This is a genomic window from Rhodococcus sp. OS5 (assembly GCF_056837585.1).
The window spans coordinates 6,138,948-6,154,500 of sequence record NZ_CM166368.1 but is presented as its reverse complement, the minus strand read 5'-3'; the positions used below and the strand labels follow the sequence as shown (position 1 = coordinate 6,154,500).

Below are 15,553 nucleotides of genomic sequence, written 5' to 3'. Positions count from 1 at the left end.
CTTGCTTACTCGGAGTTCGACGAGGACAGACTCCCCTTGACGTACCGGGTGGTGTCGTCAGCGAGGATCTCGGCGAGCCCGCTTTCGATACCGTCCAGTGCTTGCGCGGCGACGTCGGCAGGATCGATCTTCTGTTCGGCGGGTACGCCAGCGGCCATGTCGGTATCCATGTATGCGACATGCAGTGCCGATACGGAGATTTTGCGCGGCGCAAGTTCTTCTCGAACGGCGTCGGTCATCGCCCAGGCCGCTGCTTTCGACGACGCGTAAGACCCGAGCGCGGCTGGATGGAACCAGGACAGCACCGACAGAACATTGAGTATTGTTCCGCCGTCGTTGTTTTCGATGACAGGAGCAAACGCCCGAATCACGGCGAGCGGGCCGTAGAAGTTGACGTCCATCTCTCGTCGAATGTCATCGATGTCGCCCCCGATCAAGGGCGCCGAGGTAGAGATACCTGCGTTGTTGACCAGCAAGGTCACATCCGATGCGATTTGCGCGGCGGCGGTTATCGATTCGGCGTCCGTCACGTCCAACCTCAGGGGGATGACGCCGGGTAGATCGACAGTTTCCGGATTGCGCGCAGCCGCGTACACCTTTGCGCCGCGCTCGACGAGTCCCGCAGCCAGATGGCGTCCGAGCCCGCGATTGGCTCCTGTGACGACCGCAACCGTCTTGTTCAGGTCCATGATTCTCCCAGTATTGTGATTGCTCGTGACATTTAGATTATGAATCAAATCTAAGTGTCGGCTAGGATAGATGTCAAGTGAAATCCAAACTGGAAGGCGTTGTGATGGGCCGCGTATCGCAGCAACAAGCGGAAGAGAACCGTCGGCGCGTCGTGGAAACCGCAGCCCGACTGTTCCGAGAGAAGGGCACTCACCTCAGCGTCGCCGACCTGATGAAGGCGTCGGGGCTGACCCACGGTGGCTTCTACAAGCAGTTCGCGTCCAAGGACGCTCTCATCGACGAAGCGACCACCCACGCCTTCAAGGAACTGGCTCAGCTGCACTCTGCGGGACTCGAAGAGTATGCAGGGCAACGTGACTCCGCCCGAAAAGCTTTGATCGATACCTATCTCTCGGTGGCGCATCGCGACAACCCGGCAGACGGATGCCCCGCTGCTGCGCTCGCCGCCGACATGGCGCGCGAGCCTGCAGACAGCGAGGCCCGTCGGGTGTACACGGAGGGAGTGGGGGATTTTGCCGCAGCTCTTGCCGACGACGAAGCTGTCGGTCTCCTCCGGCTCTCCACCATGCTCGGTGCACTGGTTCTTTCGCGAGCTACCAAGGGTTCCCCGCTCTCCGAGGAAATTCTCGATTCCGCGCGCGTCGAACTGATCAGAGGGCTTCGAGAGCCGCTGTCATCTTCTTGACGGTCTCGGGTGCCCCTGGCCGCGAATCCCGCTTTCACGAGGTCCAGTGCTCGCGGTTCCGAGAGTCGGACTCTCGATATGTCGATTGAACGCTCTAGTTGATTCCGACGACTTCCTGGGCGATCGCTGCGAGTCTTGCCTGGGCAGCGGATACGACGCCGTGTCGGTTCTTGTGCGCTTCCTCGTACGCAACGATGTCCCGCACCTGTGCGGCGTCGGTCAGTTCCTTCACGGCGGAGACGGCTTGGGTGACGTTGAGTTCGTCGAAGTCTTCGATGGGAAGTTCAGTGGGGTCGAGTAGCCCACTCGACTTCCGTACCGAACGGAAGACGTCGGCGGCACCGTCAGCACCTTCTCGGCGAGTGACCTTCTCAGCCGTGGCGATGGCCGCATCCCTACTGGCCGAGAGTGTTTTCACAGTCACGTCACCGGCATATGCGCCCCAGCTGATCAGCTCACCCAGTACCGGCGGTGAGGTGCGAACAGCGTCGATGGCACGGTCGAGACTGCGGGTGGACCAGGAGACCGGAACGTTGACCAGCCGTATCGCCGCGCCGGTGGCAGCTTGCATCGGTGTGCGGCGCAAAGCTGCCGGTCCACCGAGTGCCTCTTCGGCCAAGACAGTCGTGAGCCAGTCCACGGTCGCGGAGTGTGCAGCGATGAGGCGGTCGGCCAACGCCGCGACGGTCTGATCGCCGCCGGCAGTGGCCAGGGCCTTGAGGTAGCGGGAGCGGTCGAGGAGTTGATGTTCGAGCGCAAGGTCGCCCAGTACAGCTTCGTCGAAGGGCTGAGCCTGTTCGACCATCGCTTTCACTCCGGCTGTCGCGCGTCCGAGGAACGGACCGACCAATTCCGGAACGCCACCCAGATCGCGAATCGTGGACTCGATGGAACTCGCCCTTTCACGGCCGTTCTCTGCGTTTTCCGTGAGTTCGCGTCGAACCGCTTCGGTTCTGGCCTGTGCGACGCGCGTTTCGGCGACCTGGATCTCGGTGTGCGTCAGTCCGAGGAGGATGCGTAACTGGGTGATCAAGGCGGACGTGGTTTCGGAGTTGCTCATATCGGGGTCGTCCCTTCGTCGGTGCGTGCTTTACGTGATGTTCAGCTTCTGCTCGACGAGTGCTCCGCGGGTCGCGGAGCCACCGCCGATACGCGGGCTACCCCGACCTACCGCGTAGTAACCACAACGAACAAGTGGGCTCGACGCACCGAGATCGTCGGCGCCAGGACGAGTGAGATCCCGGCCACCCCGAGGTTTCGATTTCTATTCGGCGGGAAGGAGGCATGTGCAGTGCATCCATCCAGAAGCCCGCGAGAAACTGCGTCACCCGAGGAGTATCGATATGCCGGACCAGTACGCAATGCAGGACCCGACCACGCGGTTCCCCGCTCCTGTGCGTGAGCGGCAGGCGGAGATCGCACACCCCGGTCTCACCGCAGACATGATTTCTCCTCCCGACCACGGTGAAAACACCTATCGAGGAAGCGGTCGACTCGAAGGAAGGCGTGCGATTGTCACCGGAGCGGATTCGGGCATCGGACGTGCGGTCGCGATTGCATTTGCCAGAGAAGGCGCGGACGTTGTCCTGAGTTATCTCGACGAGGAAGAACAGGACGCTCGGGAAACCGCTCGCTGGGTCGAGGAGGCAGGTCGCAAAGCCGTCTCGGTGCCGGGAGATCTCCGAAGCGAGGAACATTGTTCTGCTTTGGTCGAAACCGCGGTGCGTGAACTCGGCGGACTGGACATCTTGGTGAACAACGCCGCGTTTCAGATGGTGCAGATGGGCGGCATCGCCGATATCACCACCGAACAATTCGACCGTGTGATGAAAACCAACCTCTACGCACTATTTTGGCTCTCCAAAGCAGCGATCGCGCAGATGGAGCCCGGATCGACGATCGTGAATACCTCGTCCATCCAAGGTGCGTCCCCGTCGCCCGAGTTGCTCGATTACGCCACGACAAAGGCGGGCATCATCGACTTCACCAAGGGGCTGGCCGCCGATGTCGCACGGAAGGGAATCAGGGTCAATGCCGTTGCACCTGGACCGATTTGGACGCCACTGATTCCGGCGACGATGCCCAAGGAGAAGTTCGAGACGTTCGGGGACGACGTTCCGCTCGGGCGGGCAGGTCAGCCGGCCGAGCTTGCTCCCGCCTATGTATTTCTCGCCTCTGGCGAATCCAGTTACACCACTGGGGAAGTCATCGGCGTGACGGGTGGAAAACCGCTCACCTGACTACCCTGGCCGCAACCGGGTGGAGCTAGAGCCGCGACTTCTGCACCTTTCCCGTTGGAGTCAAAGGTAGCGCCTCGATGAACTCGACTGCATGGATGCGCTGGTAGGGAGCCACCTTCTCACTCACGTATTCCACGAGTTCGGATGCCGAAACCCTGGCCGCGCCCGGCGATCTTACGACGAAGGCCACCGGGATCTGCCCGACTTCGTCATTGGGCCTGCCGATCACCGCACTCTGCGCGACGCCGGGGTGGGAGCACAGCACCTCCTCGAGCTGAACCGGATATACGTTGTACCCCTTGTAGATGATCATGTCTTTGCTCCTGCCGACGACATACAGATTTCCATCGCTGTCGAATCTGCCCAAGTCGCCGGTCTTGAGCCAACCGTCACGAAATTGGAGCGCGGTCAGTTCGGGTGCGGCGAAGTACCCGGCGGTGACTTGCGGTCCACTCGCCCAGATCTCGCCGACTTCACCGGCTGTGACTTCCTCTTCGGTTTCCATGTCTCGCAATGATATTCGCGTGTCGAAGACCGGTAGGCCTACGCTGCCGATCGGTGATCGCGCATCTGGGTTGTTGAGTTGATTGGTGAGAATGGTTGTCGCCTCGCTGAGTCCGTAACCCTCGATGACCTTCGCGTTCGAGAATGTCTCGCCCATGCGACGCAACGTGGTCGTGTCGATGGGTGCAGCACCTGAGAACACCGAACGCACCGAACTCAAATCGTGAGTCGATTTGGTCGAGGCCTCGAGGAGTAGGTGGTAGAACGCCGGTGCGCCGATCAGTCTGTCGATCTTGTGGCGCTCGATGGTTGCGAGGTACTCGTGAGGATCGAACCTGCCGAGTACGAGGGTGGTGGTACCGGCAAGTACGTGATTGCACTGTCCGACGAGAGCCAGTCCGTGAAAATACGGTGCGACGACGGCAATGACGCCCTCGCCCATTCGCTCCGAATTCTCGTGTACAGCAGTGGGTACCGGAACCATCCGAATGCCACCGGCTTCGTCGCTTTCCGGAAGAGACGAGCTACGCCACGCTGTGGTCTGTATCGTGCTGGCCACCAGATTGCGGTGCAGAACCTGAACGCCCTTCGAGCGGCCTGTGGTGCCGCCGGTGAGCTGAAGATGTGCGACGCCTTGTGAACTCGCCAGTTTTCGGGTGAGGGCCGGCGACTCGAGAAGATGAGAGAGATCGACGTCACTGATTGCGCTGTCTTGCGACGGGCAGTTCGCCGGGGCCGCCGCGGTCGGGGGAGCGACGACGGTGAATTCGAGCCCCGAGTTCTGTGCCGCACGGAATGCCGCCACACTGGACGGGTGAACCACCGCGGCACGAGGCGAGAACTCTGCCAACAATTCTCGCAGTGTTTCCGTCGGCTGAGTGTGGTTGACCGGGCATGCCACGGCGCCGGCACACAGAATTCCGAAGTAGGCGACCGGGTACCACAGGGAATTGGGCATCAGGAGAACTACACGATCGCCAGGTCGAATGCCCCTGTCGGACAGTCCTTGCGCTATGCGGAGCGCGTGATCGTGGAGTTCGATGAAAGTGAGAGCCTGGTCGCCGTCCCGTAGGGCAATACGATCTCCGTAGGCGCGTGCCGAACCGGCGAGAACAGCGTCGAACGCAACGTCGGGATACTCGAGAGATACTGGCATGAAGGGCATTCCGTGCACATCTACTCCTGACGTAGTTAACCTGCCTGCATGGTCGCGGCGAGCTTCGGCCGCGTGTCGAAAGTGGGAGCGTGCTTTTCGCGAATGAGAACTTCCTGAGTGACCGTGGCAACCAAAACCCCGGTGCGGGTCCAGAATTCGCCACTGGACAGACCCCGTCCGTCCCCCGACGTAGGGCTGCGTTGAACGAACAGCAACCATTCGTCGGTTCGGCAAGGGCGGTGGAACCACACGGCGTGATCGAGTGAAGTGAGAAAGAGCTTCTGGGACGGACTTCCCCCGCCGATCAGATCGAGATGACCGAGGGCGGCGGTTCGCGCCAGCGTGAGGTCCGAGCAGAACGCAAGTGCGGCGGCGTGCATCCCGTGATCGCTCGATACTTCACCTGCGATGCGAATCCACATGCGGCGGTCCCTGCCACCGCCGTGGTCGGCAGCGTCGTCGTCGGCCGAATCTCCGCTGATCGGGCGCACCTGCACTGCCTGGCGAATGGCCGAGGACGTGATGCCCGACCAGAATCGATCAACGGATTCGCTCTGTGCCGGAATTGATTCCGGTGTGGGAACGTGGGGCATCGCAATATGGCGATCGGGTCCGAGTTCCTCCTTCTTGAAGGATGCGGTCAGTGAGAGCAGCGCATTGCCGCCCTGGAAGGCGGTCACCTCTCGTAGTGCATAGGTGCCACCGTCTCGGAGGATTCGCACTCGGTACTGCACCTCGGCGCCCGGTCGACCCATGGACAGGAAGTACGCGTGAAGCGAGTTCACGTACCGTACAGGGTCGACGGTGCGGTGCGCAGCGAGCAGGGCCTGCGCGACGACATGGCCGCCGTAGGCGCGATCTGGGCCACCGGCACAGCAGGTTCCGCGAAATTCGGGTGCCCCGCCGTATGCAGTGCCTGCGTGAGTGAGCTGCAACAGTTCGTCCATCGGGGCTCCTACCGGCTCAGGGATTTCGCGATGATCGTTTTCATGACTTCGCTGGTGCCGCCGTAGATTCGCGACACCCTCGTGTCCGCGTACAACCGTGCGATCGGGTATTCGAGGATGTACCCGTAGCCGCCGTGCAGTTGTAGACACTTGTCGATCACGCGGCCTGCCATCTCGGTACAGAAGAGCTTGCAGATCGCAGCGTCGACGGCACTCAATTCGCCGGCGTCTTCGAGTGCGACGGCGTGATCGACCATTGTCTGACCTGCGGCGAGATCCGTAGCGCATTCGGCAAGAACGAATTTGGTGTTCTGGAAGTCTGCGACCGATTTTCCGAAGACTCGTCGGTCGCTGGTGTAGGAAACCGCGTGGGCGATGGCAGCGGCTGCGGTGGCGCACCCTCCGGCCGCCATGGCGAGGCGTTCGCGGGGCAGGTTCTGTCCGAGGTAGCTGAAGGCCGCTCCTTCCTCGCCGAGTACATCGGTGACCGGTACCCGGACGTTGGTGAACGAGACCTCGCAGGTATCGCTGAATTTCAAACCGATCTTGTCCAATCGGCGACCAACTTCGAAGCCGGTGGATTCGGTGTCGACGACAAACAGCGAGAGCCCGCCTCTGCGATTCTCACCTGGGTCGCCGGTGCGGGCGACCACGACCATGTGTGTCGCCTGAGAGGCGTTGGTGATAAAGGTCTTTGCGCCGTTGAGGATGTAGCTTTCTCCGTCGTCGGAGAGCTTCGCGGTGGTGCGAATGGCGGCCAGATCCGAACCCGTCCCCGGCTCGGTCATCGCCACGGCAAGCACGGCCTGCCCACTCGCACAGGCGGGCAGCCAGCGCTTCTTCTGATCCTCGTTTGCGAGAGTGAGCAAGTAGGGCAGAACGATTCCGGCGCTCGCGTGGTAGTTACCCAATGAGACACCGGCCAGCGCGGCTTCCTCTCCGATGATCATCAGATAGCGGTAGCTCGTCGCCCCCGCGCCGCCGTATTCCTCCGGGATGTCGAAGCCCATGACTCCCAATTCTCCGAGCTTGCGGTAGAACTCGCGTGGCGCGTAACCTTGTTCCTCCCACTTCGCGAATTCAGGGACGACCTCCCTGTGTAGAAAACCCCGGAACACCTCGCGAAAGGCATCGTGCTGATCGTCGAAGATTGTGCGCTTCATGGGAAGTCTCCTTGTTCCGCGGACGACGCGGGGTTGGCTAGGTGTAGAGGCTGCGCAGTGAACGTTTGTCGGTCTTACCGGTGGCCGTGGTCGTCAGTGCTTCGACGAAGGCAACCGTGCGCGGTGCTTTGTACCCTGCGATTTGGGTTTTGACGTGCTCGCGAATTTCTTCGGCGGTGGCATGCAGTTGTGGGTTGAGGACCACCACTGCATGCACGCGCTCGCCCCACTGAGCGTCGGGCAGGCCGATGACGGCGCAGCGCAACACAGCGGGGTGGTTGGCGACGGCGTCCTCCACCTCGGCCGAATAGACGTTCTCGCCGCCGGTGATGATCATGTCCTTGGCGCGATCGACGATGAAGATGTACCCCTCGTCGTCCATGTACGCGAGGTCTCCGGTGTGCAGCCAGCCCCCGCGTAGCGCTTCGGCGGTCTCCTCCGGACGATTCCAGTATCCGAGCATGATGTGCTCGCCGCGGGTGACGATCTCTCCGACAGTGCCCCGTGGCACCTCGTTGCCTTCCCGGTCGGCGATGATGATTTCGGCGTGCAGGCTTGCACGGCCCGCCGAGCGCAGGCGAGGACCACCGGCCCGGTGATCCGATCCGAGCAGGGAGACGATGACCGCGGTCTCCGTCATGCCGTACCCCTGGACGAAGTTCGCGTTGGGGAAGCGCGACATCGCGCGTTCCAGGATGGCCGCGGGCATCGGGGCGGCTCCGTACACAATCGATTTGACGCTGGTGACGTCCGTGTCCGAAAAGGCCGGATGGTTGTAGAGCATCTGCAACATGCTCGGGATCGCGGTCATCGTGGTGACCCGACGGCCCGCGATCAGGCCGAGCACGTCGCCGGCGTCGAAGCGGTTGGCGAACACGACTGTGCCGCCGACCACGGTCTGGGCCATCATGCCGAGCAATGCGGCAATGTGGAACAGACGAGCCATCACCAGAGTTATGCCACCGATCTCGCAGGACCGGGCAAAGCCGGTACCGCCGAGCAGGGCGGTGGAGAGACTGCGATGAGAGTGCATGACGGCTTTGGGAGTGCCGGTGGTTCCGCCGGTGTAGATCAGCGCGGCCAAGGTGTCGCCGCCGGCACGCACGTCCTCGACCTCGGGGCCTTCGACGATCAGGTCTTCGAAACCAGCCATTCCGGCGGGAGCCGGCTCGTCGCCCATGTAGACGAGCGTGACAGTGGCGTCGAGTCCGGTCACCAGTAGCCGGCATTCCTCGTCGACGAGTACAAAAGCGCTGCCGACTCCGGTGACCGCGTCGGTGACTTCACGGACGGAACCGTGACGGTTTACGAGATTGACGACAGCGCCGATCCACCACGTCGCCATCAACGACTCGAAGTAACGGTCGGAGTTGAACGCCAGGATGCTGACCCGGTCGCCCGGACCCACGCCACGCTCTCGCAGGGCTCCGGCGAGTCTGGCGACTCGCTTCGCGATCTGTGGGGCGTTGCGCTCGCGATGCTCGCAGACGGTCAAGGGTCGGTGCGGCTGTTGTTGAACCGCCCTGTGCAGAAGGTGGGTCAGATGCATGGGCTGGCGTGCTCCTCGAGTCGGGTGGTGCTGACGGCGGATAGTCGAGATGCCGACGAATCGACACCCCGACCTCGAGTTAATCGATCAGGAATTCCGCGTCTCCGACGAGGGCCTTGACGCCGTTCTGACGAGCGCAGACAAGTTCGACACGAGCACGTCGACCGTCCTCGGCCTCGTAGGTGTCGACGACGACAGCAGAGCAGGTGAGTTCGTCACCGGGCCAGACCTTGTCGGCGAATCGAATCTTGAACCGACGCAGGTTCTCGACACCCAGCCAGTCGGTGACGTAGCTGGCCAGCATGCCTGCCTGAAGCATGCCGACGGAGAACACGGACGGGAAGCCGGTCTCACGGGCGAACGTGTCGTCGTGGTGCAACGGATGGAAATCACCCGAGGCACCCTGATACTTGACGAAGTCGGTGCGAGTCAGTGGAGGGAAAGTCTTGCTCTCGGCCTGTTGTCCGGCTACGACGGTTTCGGTCGTGGTCGTCATTTCCCCTCCTCCTTGCCGCCCGTTGTGGCGGTCTCGATGATCGTGCTGTTCTGCGTCGCGATCAGTTCTCCGGACTCGTCACGGAACTCGGTGATCATCTTCGCGAAGGTCATCACACCACCGCGCTTTCCGGGCTTTTCGAAGCGGTCACCGACAGTTGTCTCGGCGGTCAGCTTCTGGCCGGCTCGTGGAAGTGGGCCGTGGAAGATGTACTCCTCCTCACCGTGGAGGATGCGACGACGGTCGAATCCGAGCTTGGCGAAACCGGATTGGTCTGCGGGCTCCCAGATCATTCGGCCGCTGGTGAGCATGGTCGGCGGGATCACCGCATCCTCGCCGGCATGCTGTTCTGGGTTTGCCTTCACGGCCCGGACGAATTCCTGGACCTTGCTGTAGTCGAGCGGAAACGTGTAACTCACTTGGTTTCTCCTTCGATCTTCGGGATGCCGGCGCGCCGGGTCTCGACCGACTTGAGGAAGGCGTCGTCGCCGAGAAGCTTTGTCAGTTCTCCGATGTCGAGCTGCCGGTCCTCACGAATTTCGTCGGCGATCGAGTAGCCGCCGTAGAGACCCACATAGCCGCCGTAGACGGCAAAAACCTGTCCGTTGAACGCGCACTCGGCGCTCGACAGGTAGGCCACGAGTGACGAGCAGTTGGCGGGGTTGTAGCGATCGAAGACTGACTCGTCGACGGGCTCACCGACCAAATCCTTGATGCCGGGCGTGGCTTTGACAGGTTCGGTGCGCGCCACGGGAGCGATGGCATTGGCCTTGACGCCGAATCGCTCGAATTCGCGAGCGGCGTTGACTGCCTGGATGGCCAGACCGGCCTTGGCGGCGGAGTAATTCCACTGCCCGTAGTTGCCGTGCAGTCCGGATCCGGAACTGGTGTTGACCAGGTTGCGTGTCTCCTGCACGCCTGCCTTCGACTGGTCGCGCCAATATCTCACGGCGGCGCGGGTAGCAGAGAAGGTTCCCTTGAGGTGTACAGCGATGACCGAGTCGAACTCTTCCTCGGTCATGTTCCACAGCATCGCGTCACGGATGATACCGGCGTTGTTGACCACCGAGTGCAAGTTTCCGAAGGTGGATACTGCTGCGTCGGTTAGCTTCTCACCGACGGCCATTTCCGCGATCGAGCCCTCTACCGCGATGGCCGAGCCGCCGGCAGCGACGATTTCGTCTGCCACCTGCTGTGCTCCGCGCAGGTCGTTGACCACGATGCTGGCGCCTTCGGCTGCCATGAGTAATGCGTGTTCGCGACCGAGGCCTGCGCCGGCCCCGGTGACGATGGCAACGCGTCCGTCGAGTTGTCCCATGATGTTTCCTTTCGTTCTTCGCGCCGAGCTACGGCGCGGCGGTGTTGACGTGTTGGCGGAAGTGGTTGCTAAGCAACCTTTTCGTAGAGCGTGATGACGCCGGCGCCGCCGAGACCGAGATTGTGCTGCAGTGCAAGCTTTGCTCCGTCGACCTGTCGTGCGTCGGCGGTGCCGCGCAACTGCCACACCAGTTCCGCACACTGCGCCAAGCCGGTGGCGCCGAGCGGATGCCCCTTGGACAGCAGACCACCGCTGGGGTTCACTACAATCCGGCCGCCGTAGGTGTTGTCGCCGTCGAGGATGAACTTCTCGGAGCACCCTTCGTCGACCAATCCGAGGGCCTCGTAGGAGAGCACCTCGTTGACCGAGAAGCAGTCGTGCAATTCCACGACCTGGATGTCGCGTGGATCCACTCCGGCCTTTTCGTAAATCCGTTGCGAAGCAACTCGAGTGATGTCCGCACCGACCACTTTGAAGACGTCGTCGTCGGTGAAGACGCTGGGAAAGTCGGTGACCAACTCTTGAGCTGCGATCGCCACGCCCGGTGTGAGGCCGTGGGCACGCGCGAAATCTTCGCTGCATACGATGGCGGCGCCGGCTCCGCAGGTGGGCGGGCAGGCCTGCAAACGAGTCAGCCCGCCGTACAGTGCCTTTGATTCGAGCACTTCCTGCTCGGTGACCGGCTCACGGAAAACCGCGTACGGGTTGTTGGCAGCGTGCTTGCGGGATTTGACCGAGATCTTCGCGAACAGATCCGGCGAGACCCCGTACCGCTTGGAGTACTCCTGCGCAGCGGCACCGAAGTACTGCATCGCCATGGACGGGTTGGCGGGGTCGATGCCGTAGGTGCGGTCGAGGACTTCCGCGTGTCGCTCCATCGGAGCCGGGCGGTCTCCCCAGTGGTTGACCAAAGCGCCAGGCTGCATCTGCTCGAAGCCAACGGCGAGTGCGCATTCGACGACGCCCGACTCGACGGCTTGTCTGGCCAACCACAGCGCGGACGAGCCACTCGCGCAGTTGTTGTTGACGTTGACAACCGGAATTCCGGTCATACCCGCGCCGTAGATGGCGCGTTGGCCACTCGTCGAATCCCCGTACACGTAGCCGGCGTAGGCCTGCCCGATCTTGTCGAATCCGATTCCGGCGTCCGCGAGTGCGTTGACAATGGCCTTCGCGCCCATCTCGTAGTAGTGCTCGCTGCGCCCTGGCTTCGTGAACGGGATCATTCCGACCCCGGCGACTAGTACTTTGCGACTCATCGGTGCTCCCTTGTGATTACTGGTCTTCGTGGATTGGTGGTTGATTCGTTGTGTGTGAGGCGCATTCAGAGCAACTCGAGGATGGTGGCATTGGCCATGCCGCCGCCCTCACACATCGACTGCAAGCCGTAACGGATTCCCTCGTCACGCATGTGGTGCACCATCGTGGTCATCAACCGCGCGCCGGAGCCTCCCACGGGATGCCCGATGGCCATGGCGCCGCCGTTGGGGTTCATCAGCGAATAGTCGGCTCCGGTCTCGCGCAACCAGGCCAGCGACACGGCGGCGAATGCTTCGTTGATCTCGAACGTGCCGATGTCGGAGAGCGTCAACCCGGACTTCTTCAGCGCCAACGCCGTTGCCGGGATCGGGCCCTTGAGGATGCTCACCGGATCGGTACCGGTCACGACCGCAGTGTGAATGCGGGCGATCGGTGTCCAACCGTGTTCACGCGCAACGTCACTGGTCGTCACGAGGAGCGCGGCGGACCCGTCGGAAACCTGGGAAGCGTTTCCCGCCGTGATCTCGGTTCCCTCGAACGCTGCCGGCAGCTCGGCGAGGCGTTCCATGGTCCCGCCGCGACGGATACCTTCGTCCGCCTCGATGATCCGGGTGGCGCCTTCGGCGTCGGTGACCGCGACCGGAGCGATCTGGCCGGCGAAACGGCCGGCGTCGACAGCGGCAGCAGCTCGGGCATGCGAGTCGAGGCCGTGTCGATCCATGTCGGCGCGACTGATGCCGTACTCGTCGGCGATCATCTGAGCGCCGAGTCCTTGGTTGAATCGCTCGATGTCGTAGCGCCCCAGCACTAGTGGACCGTGCATCGGCCCGTAGTCGCCGGCACGCGCAGCCGCGCCGAGCGGGATGACGCTCATCATCTCGACTCCGCCCGCGACTGCGACGTCGTACTGGCCCGAGATCACGCCCGCTGCCGCCTGGTGTACGGCCTGCTGCGAAGAGCCGCATTGACGGTCGACTGTCACGCCAGGGACATGTTCGGGCCATCCTGCACCGAGTACTGCCGACCGGGCGATACAGCCGGCCTGCATGCCGAGGGTTCCGACGCAACCCCAGATCACGTCGTCGACGATTGCGGGGTCCAGCCCGGTTCGCTCTGCCAGCGTGCGCAGAACGTGCGCTGACAGATTGACTGCATGCGTGGTGGACAACCCGCCACCACGTTTGCCGATCGGTGTCCGTACCGCATCGACAATGACTGCATCACGCATGAAAGCTCCTGTGTCCGAGTCGGTTGGAGATCAGAGACCGATGTCCTTGGCGATGATGGTCTTCATGACTTCGCTGGTACCGCCGTAAATGCGCGAGACTCTCGTGTCGGCGTACAGGCGAGCGATCGGATATTCGAGGATGTACCCGTAGCCGCCGTGCAGTTGTAGGCACTTGTCGATCACGCGGCCTGCCATCTCGGTGCAGAACAGCTTGATGCGTGCAGCATCGGCGGCGGTGAGTTCTCCGGAGTCGTCGAGATCGAGTCCCTTGTCCGCCAGTGCCTGCGCGGCAGCGACTTCGGTAGCACATTCGGCAAGAACGAACTTGGTGTTCTGGAAGGATGCAACAGGTTTACCGAAGACTTGACGCTGGCGGACGTACTCCGACGCGAACTCGATCGCCGCGGCCGCACATGCGGTCTGGCCGACACCGATGGAAAGTCGTTCGCGGGGGAGGTTTTGGCCGAGGTAGGAGAATCCCTTGTCCTGCTCGCCGAGGAGATTCTCGACCGGAACTCGAACATCGGTGAACGAGAGTTCGTTGGTGTCGGAAGACTTCATACCGATCTTGTCGAGCTTGCGTCCGAAATTGAAGCCGACACTGTCGGTGGGAACTACCAGGAGGCTGAGTCCGAAGCGTCGGTCCTCCTCGGACGGCGCGGAGGTTCGAGCGGCTACGACGCAGAGTTCCGAGTTGCGGGCACCGGTGATGAAGGTCTTGGCACCGTTGAGGATGTAGTGGGTGCCGTCTTCGGACAGGCGCGCCGTGGTCTTGATGCCTGCCAGATCCGATCCGGTTCCCGGCTCGGTCATGGCGATGCAGAGCATGGTCTCGCCGCTCGCCACGCCTGGAAGCCACCGCTGCTTCTGCTCGTCGTCGGCAAGGCGCAGCAGGTACGGCAGCACGATGCCGATGCTCACTCCGTAGTGTCCGAAACTTACTGCTGCACGAGCTGTTTCCTCTTGGATGACAGCTTGGAATTTGAAGCTGGTGGGCCCGGCGCCACCGAACTCCTCGGGGATGTCGAAACTCGTCGCGCCGAGTTCTGCAAGCTGGTTGAACAACTCACGCGGTACCTGATTCGCGTTCTCCCACTCCGGGTAGTTCGGCGTCACCTGCTTGGCGATGAAGGTCCGGATGGTCTCGCGGAATGCCTCGTGCTCGGGGGCATAGACGGTACGTTTCATGATGCGCTCCTGAAGATTTGTGGTGAGATGACGTGTTTTGGGTCAGACGCGTCCGGCGTCGACGACGAGGCACTGGCTGTTGATGTAGTCCGATTCGGGAGTGCACAGCAGGTACACCGCCCCCGCGGCTTCCACCGGATTGCCGCCTCGGCCGAATGGGATCATCTTCGACGCGACGGCCAAGCGATCAGGGTTGACGCCGACGCGAATCTCGCGGCCGTCGATCGTCAACGTCGCGTTCGCGTCCGCGGACACCTCGGTCATTCTCGTGATGATCAGTCCGAAGGCCACTGCGTTGACGTTGACCCTGTACCGACCCCATTCCTTGGCAAGAGTCTTGGTCAGTCCGATCAGTCCGGCTTTGGCGGCGGCGTAGTTGGATTGGCCGGCGTTCCCGTAGTACCCCGACACCGACGACACGTTCACCACCTTGCGGTGGTATTCGGTCGGGTTGGCTTTGATGAAAGGTTGCGCCGCACGCAGGATGCGGAACGGCGCTTTGAGATTCACGTCCACGATGGTGTCCCACTGCTCGTCGGTCATCTTCTGAATCACCGAGTCCCAGGTATATCCGGCGTTGTTGACGATGATGTCCATACCACCGAAGGTCTCGACCGCAGTGCTGACGAATCGCTCCGCGAAACCGTCCTCGGACACTGAACCCACTACGCTGACTGCTTGCCCGCCGGCCGCCTTGATGTCGTGCTCGGTCTGTGCAGCAGCTTCGGGATCCAAGTCGTTGATTGTCACCGCTGCACCCTCGCGGGCGAATTTGAGTGCGATTTCTCGACCGATCCCACGTCCCGACCCGGATACGAGAGCGACCTTTCCCTCCAGGTTACCCACGGTCCCAGTTCCCGCGATCCCATTTCCCACGGTGTTCCCTTTCGAGTGAAGAGTGTTGTAGCGAAACGTAATTGGCGGTAGTCCAGGCCGGTGGTTGCTCCGGCGCTGCGATATCCCGAGGCGTCGTGGCTCCGGGAGTTTCATTCGCAATTACTGATGATTCACTTTTAGGCCTTAAAAGTATGTATGTCAAGCATCTTCGCTGTCACAGCTGGTCAAGCGCTATTCCAATGCGTTCACAGTTGCGTGCAACCTTGGCAGGATGGGGCGTAGGTGGCGAGTG

Annotated in this window: 15 protein-coding genes; 2 read left to right on the top strand and 13 right to left on the bottom strand. The window is 62.0% G+C overall.

Annotated features, from left to right (window positions below):
* Positions 1 to 5: 5 nt before the first annotated feature.
* Complete coding sequence (locus ACVZUB_RS28840; protein ID WP_482628005.1) at positions 6 to 689, bottom strand: SDR family oxidoreductase; 684 nt, start codon at positions 687 to 689, stop codon at positions 6 to 8.
* A gap of 77 nt (positions 690 to 766) precedes the next feature.
* Here ACVZUB_RS28840 and ACVZUB_RS28835 point away from each other — a divergent pair, with 77 nt between their 5' ends.
* Positions 767 to 1,375 (top strand): TetR/AcrR family transcriptional regulator, encoded by a 609-nt coding sequence (locus ACVZUB_RS28835; protein ID WP_214660268.1) that lies wholly within the window; start codon positions 767 to 769, stop codon positions 1,373 to 1,375.
* A 94-nt stretch (positions 1,376 to 1,469) separates the two neighbouring features.
* Here the strand turns inward: ACVZUB_RS28835 and ACVZUB_RS28830 are convergent, their stop codons facing one another.
* Positions 1,470 to 2,435 carry a DUF8129 domain-containing protein gene (locus ACVZUB_RS28830; RefSeq protein WP_042448142.1) on the bottom strand — a complete coding sequence of 322 codons (966 nt, stop codon included), beginning with the start codon at positions 2,433 to 2,435 and terminating at the stop codon, positions 1,470 to 1,472.
* 283 nt (positions 2,436 to 2,718) lie between these two features.
* Between ACVZUB_RS28830 and ACVZUB_RS28825 the strand changes: the two genes are divergently transcribed.
* Complete coding sequence (locus tag ACVZUB_RS28825; RefSeq protein ID WP_007735622.1) at positions 2,719 to 3,615, top strand: SDR family oxidoreductase; 897 nt, start codon at positions 2,719 to 2,721, stop codon at positions 3,613 to 3,615.
* 25 nt (positions 3,616 to 3,640) lie between these two features.
* Here ACVZUB_RS28825 and ACVZUB_RS28820 read toward each other — a convergent pair whose 3' ends face one another.
* The 11 genes from ACVZUB_RS28820 to ACVZUB_RS28770 form a co-directional block, all read right to left on the bottom strand.
* Entirely contained in the window at positions 3,641 to 5,275 is a 1,635-nt protein-coding gene (locus ACVZUB_RS28820) for a class I adenylate-forming enzyme family protein (RefSeq protein WP_285181575.1), read from the bottom strand.
* 35 nt (positions 5,276 to 5,310) lie between these two features.
* On the bottom strand, positions 5,311 to 6,222 hold the full coding sequence (locus tag ACVZUB_RS28815) for an acyl-CoA thioesterase (RefSeq protein ID WP_003942886.1): 912 nt from the start codon (positions 6,220 to 6,222) through the stop codon (positions 5,311 to 5,313).
* Between the two features lie 8 nt (positions 6,223 to 6,230).
* Positions 6,231 to 7,385 carry an acyl-CoA dehydrogenase family protein gene (locus ACVZUB_RS28810; RefSeq protein ID WP_285181576.1) on the bottom strand — a complete coding sequence of 385 codons (1,155 nt, stop codon included), beginning with the start codon at positions 7,383 to 7,385 and terminating at the stop codon, positions 6,231 to 6,233.
* Between the two features lie 37 nt (positions 7,386 to 7,422).
* Positions 7,423 to 8,934: an AMP-binding protein gene (locus tag ACVZUB_RS28805; RefSeq protein ID WP_482628004.1), complete on the bottom strand. Its 1,512-nt coding sequence runs from the start codon at positions 8,932 to 8,934 to the stop codon at positions 7,423 to 7,425.
* 79 nt (positions 8,935 to 9,013) lie between these two features.
* The gene (locus tag ACVZUB_RS28800) at positions 9,014 to 9,430 is read right to left on the bottom strand and encodes a MaoC/PaaZ C-terminal domain-containing protein (RefSeq protein WP_003943245.1); all 417 of its coding nucleotides are present in this window, start codon (positions 9,428 to 9,430) and stop codon (positions 9,014 to 9,016) included.
* Entirely contained in the window at positions 9,427 to 9,849 is a 423-nt protein-coding gene (locus ACVZUB_RS28795; RefSeq protein ID WP_007735631.1) for an FAS1-like dehydratase domain-containing protein, read from the bottom strand. The genes ACVZUB_RS28800 and ACVZUB_RS28795 overlap by 4 nt, the downstream gene beginning before the upstream one ends.
* Positions 9,846 to 10,748, bottom strand: a complete 903-nt coding sequence (locus tag ACVZUB_RS28790; protein ID WP_003943051.1) for an SDR family NAD(P)-dependent oxidoreductase — start codon at positions 10,746 to 10,748, stop codon at positions 9,846 to 9,848. The genes ACVZUB_RS28795 and ACVZUB_RS28790 overlap by 4 nt, the downstream gene beginning before the upstream one ends.
* A 68-nt stretch (positions 10,749 to 10,816) precedes the next feature.
* Positions 10,817 to 12,007, bottom strand: a complete 1,191-nt coding sequence (locus tag ACVZUB_RS28785) for a lipid-transfer protein (RefSeq protein ID WP_003943007.1) — start codon at positions 12,005 to 12,007, stop codon at positions 10,817 to 10,819.
* A gap of 65 nt (positions 12,008 to 12,072) precedes the next feature.
* Positions 12,073 to 13,236, bottom strand: coding sequence for a thiolase family protein (locus ACVZUB_RS28780; RefSeq protein WP_256082918.1), 1,164 nt, complete (start codon positions 13,234 to 13,236; stop codon positions 12,073 to 12,075).
* Between the two features lie 30 nt (positions 13,237 to 13,266).
* On the bottom strand, positions 13,267 to 14,424 hold the full coding sequence (locus ACVZUB_RS28775; RefSeq protein WP_003943151.1) for an acyl-CoA dehydrogenase family protein: 1,158 nt from the start codon (positions 14,422 to 14,424) through the stop codon (positions 13,267 to 13,269).
* A gap of 42 nt (positions 14,425 to 14,466) precedes the next feature.
* Positions 14,467 to 15,270, bottom strand: coding sequence for an SDR family NAD(P)-dependent oxidoreductase (locus ACVZUB_RS28770; RefSeq protein WP_209448100.1), 804 nt, complete (start codon positions 15,268 to 15,270; stop codon positions 14,467 to 14,469).
* Positions 15,271 to 15,553 lie beyond the last annotated feature (283 nt).

Coding starts and splice junctions, on each gene's coding strand:
- ACVZUB_RS28840 (WP_482628005.1), bottom strand. CDS start 689: ATGGACCTGAACAAGACGGTTGCGGTCGTCACAGGAGCCAATCGCGGG.
- ACVZUB_RS28830 (WP_042448142.1), bottom strand. CDS start 2,435: ATGAGCAACTCCGAAACCACGTCCGCCTTGATCACCCAGTTACGCATC.
- ACVZUB_RS28825 (WP_007735622.1), top strand. CDS start 2,719: ATGCCGGACCAGTACGCAATGCAGGACCCGACCACGCGGTTCCCCGCT.
- ACVZUB_RS28820 (WP_285181575.1), bottom strand. CDS start 5,275: ATGCCAGTATCTCTCGAGTATCCCGACGTTGCGTTCGACGCTGTTCTC.
- ACVZUB_RS28815 (WP_003942886.1), bottom strand. CDS start 6,222: ATGGACGAACTGTTGCAGCTCACTCACGCAGGCACTGCATACGGCGGG.
- ACVZUB_RS28810 (WP_285181576.1), bottom strand. CDS start 7,385: ATGAAGCGCACAATCTTCGACGATCAGCACGATGCCTTTCGCGAGGTG.
- ACVZUB_RS28805 (WP_482628004.1), bottom strand. CDS start 8,934: ATGCATCTGACCCACCTTCTGCACAGGGCGGTTCAACAACAGCCGCAC.
- ACVZUB_RS28800 (WP_003943245.1), bottom strand. CDS start 9,430: ATGACGACCACGACCGAAACCGTCGTAGCCGGACAACAGGCCGAGAGC.
- ACVZUB_RS28790 (WP_003943051.1), bottom strand. CDS start 10,748: ATGGGACAACTCGACGGACGCGTTGCCATCGTCACCGGGGCCGGCGCA.
- ACVZUB_RS28785 (WP_003943007.1), bottom strand. CDS start 12,007: ATGAGTCGCAAAGTACTAGTCGCCGGGGTCGGAATGATCCCGTTCACG.
- ACVZUB_RS28780 (WP_256082918.1), bottom strand. CDS start 13,236: ATGCGTGATGCAGTCATTGTCGATGCGGTACGGACACCGATCGGCAAA.
- ACVZUB_RS28775 (WP_003943151.1), bottom strand. CDS start 14,424: ATGAAACGTACCGTCTATGCCCCCGAGCACGAGGCATTCCGCGAGACC.